The 10,411-nt window shown below is 44.4% G+C and carries 6 protein-coding genes; 4 read left to right on the plus strand and 2 right to left on the minus strand.

Features of this window, described 5'->3' with window-relative positions; translation table 11 throughout:
• Nucleotides 1-112 precede the first annotated feature (112 nt).
• Both NDI42_RS15205 and NDI42_RS15210 read left to right on the plus strand, forming a co-directional pair.
• Nucleotides 113-1,879, plus strand: a complete 1,767-nt coding sequence (locus NDI42_RS15205; protein ID WP_190455157.1) for a mechanosensitive ion channel — start codon at nt 113-115, stop codon at nt 1,877-1,879.
• Nucleotides 1,880-1,985: 106 nt separating this feature from the next.
• Nucleotides 1,986-2,276 carry a hypothetical protein gene (locus tag NDI42_RS15210; RefSeq protein ID WP_190455158.1) on the plus strand — a complete coding sequence of 97 codons (291 nt, stop codon included), beginning with the start codon at nt 1,986-1,988 and terminating at the stop codon, nt 2,274-2,276.
• Nucleotides 2,277-2,701: 425 nt separating this feature from the next.
• Here the strand turns inward: NDI42_RS15210 and NDI42_RS15215 are convergent, their stop codons facing one another.
• Complete coding sequence (locus tag NDI42_RS15215; protein ID WP_348231423.1) at nt 2,702-3,544, minus strand: tetratricopeptide repeat protein; 843 nt, start codon at nt 3,542-3,544, stop codon at nt 2,702-2,704.
• Nucleotides 3,486-4,985 (minus strand): multicopper oxidase domain-containing protein, encoded by a 1,500-nt coding sequence (locus NDI42_RS15220; RefSeq protein WP_190455180.1) that lies wholly within the window; start codon nt 4,983-4,985, stop codon nt 3,486-3,488. Before NDI42_RS15220 ends, NDI42_RS15215 begins: the two co-directional genes overlap by 59 nt.
• A gap of 308 nt (nt 4,986-5,293) precedes the next feature.
• Between NDI42_RS15220 and NDI42_RS15225 the strand changes: the two genes are divergently transcribed.
• Both NDI42_RS15225 and NDI42_RS15230 read left to right on the plus strand, forming a co-directional pair.
• Complete coding sequence (locus tag NDI42_RS15225; protein ID WP_190455163.1) at nt 5,294-7,693, plus strand: NACHT domain-containing protein; 2,400 nt, start codon at nt 5,294-5,296, stop codon at nt 7,691-7,693.
• Between the two features lie 343 nt (nt 7,694-8,036).
• Nucleotides 8,037-10,205 carry a cytochrome-c peroxidase gene (locus NDI42_RS15230; RefSeq protein WP_190455166.1) on the plus strand — a complete coding sequence of 723 codons (2,169 nt, stop codon included), beginning with the start codon at nt 8,037-8,039 and terminating at the stop codon, nt 10,203-10,205.
• Nucleotides 10,206-10,411 lie beyond the last annotated feature (206 nt).

Consider the following 10,411-nt stretch of genomic DNA (forward strand, 5'->3'; position numbering starts at 1 on the left):
AACCAAGCAGCAATCAGAGAATTTACCAGTGTATCGGGTAATTCTCAGCTATTCCTGCTAAACGTAGTAAATTATCGTACATTTGCCTGATCCGAGGTTAACCAAAGACACCATGAATGGAACTTGGCAAGGAATTACACAAACTCTTTGGCTCGATCTGCCAGTCAAGTTAAATGGATTGTTGGCACAGGTTACACCAGTACCTGTGGATGAACCAGCACCAGCCAGAGGGTTTTCGTTTGATAGTATTTTCGCCAATCTTGGCCTGAATCTGGGCAGTTCGCTAGTGGATCTGCTCAAGGCGATCCTGACGCTAGTGGTTGGCTTGATTGTAGCTTCGCTTGTGGCGGCGGCGGTAAGAGGACTGTTGAACCGCACCAACATCGATAATCGCATCGCCAGTTGGGTGACTGGTCGTCAAGGGGCTGAGGCACCACCAGTGGAGAAATGGGTCTCTAGTCTGGTGTTTTGGCTAATTATGCTCTTTGCCATAGTTGCCTTTTTACAGACCTTGAGGCTAACAGCGGTTGCAGGCCCCCTCAACACTTTGTTAGAGCAAGTGACCCAGTTCCTGCCCAAGTTAGTAAGTGCAGCGATTCTGGTGGGGGTAGCTTGGTTGCTGGCAACTCTGGCAAAGCTAGTAGTGACGCGAGGGCTGCGGGCGCTGCGAATAGATGAACGTTTGGGCGAGCAAGTGGGGGGAACGAGCAGGGCAAATCTGGGTGATCCCGCAGTGGAGACTCCCAGGACAAATCCGTATGCTCTCAGCGACACCCTCGCCAACGCCTTGTACTGGTTCATCTTCTTGCTGTTTCTGCCGCTGGTTCTGGATGCCCTACAGCTACAGCAGGCACTCGGCCCAGTTAACAATCTGCTAAATCAGATTCTGGGGGCAATACCAAATATCCTGACAGCTGTAATTATTGGTGCAGCGGGATGGTTGCTGGCTCAGGTGGTGCGGCGAATTGTGACAAATTTGTTGGCAGCAGCTGGGGCAGACAGGTTGGGTGCTAGGTTTGGGATTTCGCGGGCTACTGGTGGGCAGTCGCTTTCCTGGCTAATTGGGACAGTTGTCTTCGTTTTAATTTTGATTCCGACAGCGATCGCAGCCCTAAATGCTTTGGGAATTGCGGCGATTTCAGTTCCAGCGATCGCGATGTTGACGCAGATTCTCAACGCGATCCCGTTAATTTTTACCGCTGGGTTGATTTTAGCGATCGCTTACGTAATTGGACACTTTGTCTCCGAGTTAGTTACCAATATCCTCACCAGTATTGGTTTCAACAACATTTTCTACTGGCTGGGAATACAACCAAGACCCTCAACCCGTAGATCAACCGGGGTTCTGCCTCCCGCAGTTGAGGGACAAACGCCTCCAACTGGACAAGCAACTGTACTTCAGCAACCAACAACGACTACTACCACCCGCACACCGTCGGAAATCGTCGGTATTGTGGCGCTGGTTGGGATCATGCTGTTTGCTACTCTTGCTGCTGTCCAGGTCTTGAATATTCCGGCGCTGACAGCACTGGTGGGTGGCATTATCGTAATTTTGGGGCGCATTCTGGCTGGTTTGGTGGTATTTGCCATTGGTTTGTATTTGGCAAATCTAGCCTTTAACCTAATTAACAGTTCCGGCAATCCCCAAGCACGGATACTGGCACAGGCTGCTCGGATTGCGATTATCGCTCTTGTTTCAGCGATGGCGCTGCAACAGATGGGAATTGCCAGCGATATTGTCAATTTAGCTTTTGGTTTGTTGCTAGGAGCTATTGCTGTAGCGATCGCGCTTGCCTTTGGTCTAGGCGGTCGCGAGATTGCTGCTGGGCAAGTTCGAGAATGGTTGGGCGCGTTTAAAGATAAACAACCGCCCAGGTAGATTCTAACTACACTTAGAGACGCGATATATCGCGTCTCTATAATGCACTATTCAAAATAATATATTGACTTAGAATATAAATAATACATCTCTCTAAAACAGCTCTATGTTAAAAACATTTGTTATCACAACATCTTTAGCTTTTACTTTAATTTTATTGACAAATAAAGCAACTTTTAGTAATCCACAGCCTCAAAAAACTCCATCCTCAAATCTAATTAAGCATGATGTTAATGAGCCAGTGTGCTACCTAAGAACTTCCGATGGTAGAACTCTGGATCTTAGTAGCTTATGTGGGACAAGACTTGAAAATATACCTATTCGTAAATATCCCACCCCGTACAACACTACAGCCATCAAAAAATTTGACGATGACCTTTATGGCAAAGGAAATTAAAAGGAAAAACAAAAGCAGAGCTGGCAACTCGCTAGTTATATCGAATGGCAGCATCCCATTTTTGCCAATATAAGCCCACAGGCTATAGCAGTCCTAAATGATTCGTGAAGGCGAGATACCCGACTTCTTACAGAAGTCGGGTATCTGAAGGGCTGGCATATTACAAATCAAATAAAATCGCTATAGAAGCTTGGAGCTAGAAGAACGAAGCCTGCTTTCGCAAACGCTTTATGTTAGCGTTTACGAAGGCAGGCTTTGTTCGCTTAGCCTCGACTTTAGCCCTCGGACATTTTTAGTTCATATCCAATCGTGTTGATTACTCATAATAAAAGAACTCCTCCCCGCAAGCCAACCGGGAAGCTGTAGCCGCAAGGATTGGTGAGGTAGGGTTCCGGGAAATAGCGGGTAATCAACCAGATTTGATATTACTGATTAATTGCTGTCTCTTCCCTATCAACATTTGCTGGGTTAGTAGAGAGTTGAGCTGCTGTTTGATAGTCTTGATTTGCACCGTTGCTATCTCCTAGCTTGGCACGGAGATCGCCCCGATAAGTGTAGGCGCTGGCATAATTAGGATTCCACCGAATTGCTTGAGTAAAGTCCTCAACCGCTCCTTGATGGTCGCCAAGTTTGTAGCGGATTTTCCCGCGATTAAAGTAGCCAATCCATTCTTCAGGATAAACTTGAATTGCTTGAGTAAAGTCCTCAATGGCTCCCTGAAGATCGCCTAGATGAGCGCGAACTTCTCCGCGACTATTGTAGAGGTGAGTAAAGGTCGGATTTAACCGAATTGCCTGGTTAAAGTCCTCAATCGCTGCCTGATGGTCGTGTATTTGATTGCGACTATGAGCGCGATTGATATATGCCGTTTCATGAGTAGGATCTAACCGAATCGCCTCGGTAAAGTCTGCGATCGCGCCTTGATAGTCCTTTCCTTGAACCTTCTCCAGACCCCGATTATAAAATTTCTCAGCATCGATCTCGGTTGCCGATTTTTCAGGTAGCGGCAATTTAGTTTTTGGTGATGACGAATGGTCGTGCGATCCCCCAGGTGATGACGAATGGTCGTGCGATCCCCCAGGCATTGCATAACTAGGAGGAACTAGCCCTCCCAATGCAGTAGCTATAACTATGGTAGCGATCGCTTTTTCAAAAAAGTGCATTGCTTCTATTTTGAGTTCTTTGATTGGTTTATTCAGGTATTGAATGCTACAGCGCCGGTGCTGGGAGATTCTTCGCTGGTGCTGTAGTAATGGGGTCTGGTCCACCTTTACCTACTTGAAACTGACCCATCATGTCGTGGTCTTCGTGAACCGAATTATGGCAGTGAGTCATATACTTACCCGTGTGGGGGCCAAACTTCCCAATCACACGTACTGACTCGTTTTCGCCAACATAAAAGACATCCTTCCAGCCTTTCTCATAGGCAAAAGGCGGCTTACCGTTACGGTCAAGAATTTGGGCATCAATAAGATGAAGGTGTATAGGATGAAACCAGCCCCCACTGTTGTTGTATAGACGCCAAATTTCGACATCGCCTACTTGTGGATTAGCATCGTCTCGGTTTCTATCCCACGTCTTGCCATTGATTACCCACAGCCCATTAGTACGCTCATATCTAAATTCGCGAGTTCGCACAGCTGAGGATGCGGAGATGGGCTGTACATATCGCAGCGTGCTGGGGATAGAGCTATCATCAGTTTCTCGACGCACGACATCAAAACGCATGATTTGCTCGGTTCCATCGTAGTCGTCGTTATTGGGGAGTCCGAGATTTTGCAGAACTACTTTGGTTCCTACAGGGTATTTAGAAAAGTCGATAATAACTTCATAGCGTTCTGCATTGCCAAGCCGCATATTTTTAACCCTAGCAGGCGCACTCATCAGCCCAGCATCAGTGCCAATTACAACCAAATCATCGCCCGTGCTTAGTGCCAGTTTGTAAGAACGTGAAATCGACCCATTTAAAATTCGGAAGCGATACTTGCGGTTTGCCACCTCCATGCGCGGCCAAGGCACACCATTAACTACGATAATGTCGCCCATTTGACTGTCCTCGCCTTGGTCGTCAAATATCAACCTGCCATCACTCCCAAACTGCTTATCCTGAATGATTAGCGGCACATCGTAGTCGCCCTTAGGTAGAGGCAAACCAAGTTCAAGGTCATCTTGAACTATATACAGTCCCGCCAACCCCATGTATACGTTCCGAGCAGTTTCATGAACTGCGTGATCGTGATACCAAAGTGTAGCGGCGCGGTTATTAGGATAGATATAGTCCTTATATTGTCCTGGATAAGTCAAATCCTCAGCATAGCCATCGTACTGCGGTAGGGATGCCATCCCGTGTAAATGTACCGAGGTTTCCGTACCGACATCATTGATAACGCGGACAACAGATTGCCGATCTTTGCGTTGTTTGATCGTCGGGCCAGGACTTATACCGTTATAACCCCAGACCTGGGTTGATTTCCCAGGTAAAATTCCTGCCTGTCCCTTTCGCATTGTGATTTGGTAGTAATCTGTAGTCGAGTCACTGCGTACAGGATTAAGAACCGGAGGAACGCGGAAGGGAAGCGAAAAAGGCGTTACCCTCGGACTACCGGCATCTCCCGCGAAGCTACGACCTTGGAGTCCTATGGGCAGTAAGAGGGAGCCTCCTGCTAGCGCTCCCAGTTTTAACATCTCTCGTCTACTGATTCTTTTCATCATGTTCTTTTGGTAGTGTTCTCCTGACCGAAGCAAACCTGGTAAATATACTGAACTATAGAGGTGAGTAAAGCTACCTATATTAGCTAAGTTATGCTAGCATTTGCTTGGCAAACCTAGTAATCTCACGGAAACGCAAATCTCTTCTTCGTGGAACTTACTAAGTAATTTCACAGTCTTATTCCAGCTTTGCAGTCGGATGTTAAAGAACAGGTATAAGTAAAGGTACGAGAGGCTGTAAAAGTTATGTAAACTTATGTAAAAGTTATGTAAACTCATCTAACGGCGTATAAATACGGGTTTATGGGATGACGGGAAGAGTAGGGCGATCGCTTCAGGCATCGACCCAAGGTCTTGAAAAAGCAAAAAAAGCTTTAATTCGCGATTCCTTATCGCAGAATGCTTTAGCAAAAGAGTTACTAATAACTCGTCAGACGGTTAGCAAATTCTTTAGAGGTGAGCGAGTTGATCGGCAGTATTTTGTGCAGATTTGCGAAAAGCTAGGGCTAGAGTGGGAAGACATAGTGGCTCAGCCAAGCGTCGCCCTTGAACCTCAGACAGATAAGCTTGAGCAAAATGCTTCTCCTATTGACCTTATAGTGCAGGAATTGCGCCAGAAGGCAAGCGCCCACATTCAACAAAAATGTGGGACGATGCGAGTCTTAGATATGTCCCAACCGATTAATTTGAATAACATTTACACTAGCGTCAACGTATTAGAGAAAATCTCTGGGCGTAGACGGCTAGAAATTGCTAATCTAATAAAAATTTGTGTTCCAGAAGACTTTGATCGCCCAGGCTTTGGCAAGGTTTGCGAAAAAGGAGTTTCAGGGATAAAAGCTGTCGAAAAATATTCAAAACTGCTGGTTCTGGGAAAACCCGGAGCCGGAAAAACCACCTTTTTGAAGCACTTAGCAATTCAGTGCAACTTAGGGATAATTCAAGCTGATAAAATCCCAGTCTTTATAAACTTAAAAAACTTTGCCGAAGCGGCAAATAAACCTAATTTATTGGAGGGCATAACTCAGCAAGTTTCCGGGTTTTTAATTAATGGACAGGAACTAATTGAAAAATTATTAATTCAAGGTAGATTTTTTGTTTTACTCGATGGACTGGATGAAGTTAGAGAAAAGGACAATACCAGGATTTTTAAAGAAATTTGTTATTTGTCCGAACATTTCTATGCAAACAGTTTTGTTATCACCTGTAGACTGGCGGCGAAAGAATATACATTTGAACAGTTTACAGAGGTAGAAATTGCTGATTTTGACGATCAACAAATTTTCACATTCGCTAAACATTGGTTTCAGTATAAATCTCCATCAAAAGCTGAATTATTTATCCAAAACATCAAAGCAAACCAGGCAATTAAAGAACTAGCTACAAATCCATTGCTTTTAACAATGCTATGCTTAGTTTTTGAAGAATTAGACAAATTTCCCTCAAATCACTTAGAAGTATACAAAGAAGGAGTAGATGTTCTGCTGAAACACTGGGATGCTAAGCGAAATATTGAACGAGATCAAGTATACAAAAATTTATCATTACAGTCCAAGGAAGATTTACTAAGTAAAATCGCCGTAATTACTTTTAAACGTGGAGAATACTTTTTTAAACTAAAAGAAATAAAGCAGCCCATTACGGATTACATTCGGAATTTACCCGGAGCTAATACTGATTTTGAAGCATTACAACTCGACAGCGAAGCAGTTTTGAGATCTATTGAAGCGCAACACGGGCTACTGGTAGAGCGTGCTAAAGGAATTTACTCTTTTTCTCACCTAACATTTCACGAATATTTTACTGCTAGAGCGATCGTTGATAATTTGGAGAAAATACATTCGGAAAATACTTGGGAGTTTTTAGGAGAAAAAATAACTCATAAAAGTTGGCGGGAAGTTTTTTTGCTAACAGTTGGTATGTTGTCAAGTGCAGACAAGCTATTGCTGTTCATTAAACAAAATATTGATGCACTCATCGCTCAAGATCAGGATTTGCAAAAATTCCTAACTTGGGTAAACAAAAAGTCTTGTGCAGTCTCTTCAAACTTCAAACCAGTAATTGTTCGAGCATTTTATCTTGACCTTGACCTTGCCCGCGCTCATGGCGTTATTTGTGGTAGTCTTGACCTTGCCCGTGGCTTCGACAAGACCCTGACTCGCGCCCTTAGTCCTGACCTTACCCTTGACCTTGCTCTTGACCGCCTTCTGGCTCTTGATTTTACCCTTAACCTTGCTCTTGATCCTGCCCGCGTTCATGCTGATGTGTTTAAGCGTGCGATTAATCATGCTAGTGCTATTGATTTTGGACTTGAAGGAAACAAAGATTCTGATAAAGTAGTTTCGCCAACATCATTAAGTGAATCGCTAGAGCAACTAAACAAGCAATTACCTCACTTTGATAAAGATAGAGAACAATTTAGAGCTTGGTGGAAAGATAACGGTGGGTCTTGGATTGAGAAATTAAGAGCTGTGATAGTTTATTATCGCGATATAGGACATCATTGGCAGTTTAGTAATCAGCAAAAAGAAATGCTGAAGAAATACTATGAGGCTAATCAGTTGCTGGTGCATTGCCTAAATAGTGATTGTTATGTAAGTCAGAAAGCGCGGCAGGAAATTGAAGAGACAATGTTGCTGCCGATTGTAGAAATTGAGCAATATAAAATTTCTTTTTTGGAGCAACGACTTCAGTCAAGATTAGTATAAACATGATGATACGGCATTCATTGGGTAAACAAATGATTGTTCAGGGGAAATGCAGCATACTTAAAGTAGAATAATTTATGATAAAAAAATTAGACAATATAGCTTATTTTTTAAGATAAAAAATATATATTATTACAGACATATTGGATTTTTAGTTGCCAGTCTTAATAATGCTCAAGTGGCGGGATAAAAAATGTCACAGAGTTGTATTTAATAGCAATTATTTTGAGTATGTTGTAAAAGATTAGATATATTATATAGATAGAGAAAAATCTCGATTTGAAAACAGCGAGGAGCATTACTGGGCTCGGGTTACTATCTGAAATTATGACAGTTGAGGAAAATGAAAAAAAGAATAAAAAACCTGGCGTTTTTTGCGATCGCGTTTCCAGCCGGACTTAACCGACTCGGATCGAGGTTGTCAAAGAGAATTAAAAAAAGCATGGTAATGGTAGCGATCGCTGCCATTATCGTCTTAGCTGGACATACCGTAGCGGCGCAGGTATCGCCATCTGAACAGTCGCAGTCGCCAGCTTCGCTCAAAAGTGTACCGATCCCACAGCCGGACAATCTGGGACAATTTGTTAAGGATAAAACAGCTGCGATCGCACTCGGAAAAACCCTTTTTTGGGATATGCAGGTAGGAAGCGATGGCCTCCAGTCCTGTGCTAGTTGCCACTTCCATGCGGGAGCTGACAACAGAGCAAAAAATCAACTTCACCCAGGGCCATCGACAAATTTCACTTCAGGAACAGGGCCTAATTACACCCTGAAGCCGGAAAATTACCCATTCCACAAGCTGCAAAACCCAAATGATCGTTCCTCGACCGTTCTAGCCGACAATAACGATATTACTGGTTCTCAGGGTGTCGATCTTACCAAATTCAACGACATCATTCCCGGTAGTGCGGTAGACAATGTAACCGTGCAGCCAGATCCAGTTTTCAATGTCAACGGCATCAACGTCCGTCAGGTAACAGGTCGCAACACACCCAGTACAATTAATGCGGTGTTCAACTTCCGCAACTTCTGGGATGGAAGGGCGCAGAATGACTTTAACGGCGTCAATCCCTTCGGGTCGAGAGACAAAAATGCCTTTCTTTATAAAGTAGCCACAAAACAGTCTTCGCTACAGCAAGTGAAAGTCAGCCTTAAGAATTCCTCTCTAGCATCGCAGGCGGTAGGCCCGCCACTCAGCGATGTTGAGGAATCTGGTACTGGTCGTGTTTTCCCTGATGTCGGTCAGAAGTTTAATAGAGTCAAGACCAAGAAGCTTCCTAGAGAGACTGGTAAAAAGCTAAAATTCTTACCTCCCCTGGCAAAGCAACTTGTGCATCCTGAAGACAGCGTTCTCGGTAAATATAGCAACTGGCCGAAACCAGGTCTGAAGCAGAAGACCTACGAAACTATGGTTAAAGAAGCCTTTAAGCCAGAGTGGTGGGACTCTCAGCAGATTATCAAAGTTGGTACTGACGGTAGCCGGATCTTCAAACAACCGCAGGGAGCTTTAGCTACCGACGAGTTCACGTTGATGGATTACAACTTCTCGCTGTTTATGGGACTTTCCATTCAGCTGTATGAGTCAACTCTAGTTTCCGATAATACGCCTTTCGACCAATACATGGAAGGAAATAGCAATGCTTTAACTTCCCAGCAGAAACTAGGGAAACAGCTGTTTGAGGGTAAAGCTAAGTGCGTTAATTGTCACGGTGGAGCCGAATTCACCAACGCTTCTGTAAGAAACGTGCGAAACGAACGACTCGAACGTATGGTGATGGGCGATAACGGTGTTGCTGTTTATGACAACGGCTTTTACAACATTGGTGTTAGACCTACCCAGGAAGATTTAGGCGTGGGCGGTAAAGATCCGTTTGGCAATCCGCTTTCAGAATCGCGACTGGCGCAGAATGGAAAGTTCAACGATCCCAATCTGAGTCCGCCTATTAGTGCGACTGAAAGAGTGGCTGTCGATGGAGCTTTTAAAACACCAGGACTGCGGAATGTAGCACTTACTGCTCCTTACCTCCATAATGGTGGGCAACTGACTCTGCGGCAGGTAGTGGATTTTTACAATCGGGGTGGAGATTTCCACGAAACTAATATCCAAAACTTAGACCCAGACATCGAGAACTTGGGGCTGAGCGAATCGGAAAAAGATGCGCTAGTGGCTTTCATGAACGGTCTAACTGATGCGAGAGTTCGCAATCAGAGCGCACCTTTTGACCATCCACAGTTGTTTATTCCTAACGGTCATCCGGGGGATCAAAACTCTGTTACTAATGAGGGTTCTGGGAAAGCAACGACTGCTTTGTTGGAACTCCCAGCTGTTGGGCGTAATGGTGGTAGTCCTCTAGCAAGTTTTCTGGAAAATTCTGCTCCCGCTGCTGCCCAAAGTCCGACTCCCGTTCAACCAACTTCTAATCCGCTTGAGGGGAGTATAACTCAGCAGGACTGTCCTCCTGGCTCTACTCTGCAATTTGTAGCTGGAGGGTATGTTTGCATGAGTAATTAAACTATCTGTGAGGATTCCTGTTAAAGGTGCAGGGGTTAAGGTAGTAGATGCCCAGTTTCGTTGAGAAACTGGGTTTTGTGTTTAATAATGTGATATAGCCTTTTCCTGTCTAGTGAGGTACGCTCAAAGCATAGAGCATGAGTATTTTCTTGATTAGAGATGAAACCCTACTCCCTTGACCTGCGGCAAAAAATTGTTGACACCTA

The organism is Funiculus sociatus GB2-C1 (assembly GCF_039962115.1).
Lineage (GTDB): Bacteria > Cyanobacteriota > Cyanobacteriia > Cyanobacteriales > FACHB-T130 > Funiculus > Funiculus sociatus.

What these genes read in the sequence shown, in the direction of transcription:
- NDI42_RS15205 (WP_190455157.1), top strand. Translation starts at nt 113, where the DNA reads ATGAATGGAACTTGGCAAGGAATTACACAAACTCTTTGGCTCGATCTG.
- NDI42_RS15225 (WP_190455163.1), top strand. Translation starts at nt 5,294, where the DNA reads ATGACGGGAAGAGTAGGGCGATCGCTTCAGGCATCGACCCAAGGTCTT.
- NDI42_RS15220 (WP_190455180.1), bottom strand. Translation starts at nt 4,985, where the DNA reads ATGAAAAGAATCAGTAGACGAGAGATGTTAAAACTGGGAGCGCTAGCA.
- NDI42_RS15230 (WP_190455166.1), top strand. Translation starts at nt 8,037, where the DNA reads ATGAAAAAAAGAATAAAAAACCTGGCGTTTTTTGCGATCGCGTTTCCA.
- NDI42_RS15210 (WP_190455158.1), top strand. Translation starts at nt 1,986, where the DNA reads ATGTTAAAAACATTTGTTATCACAACATCTTTAGCTTTTACTTTAATT.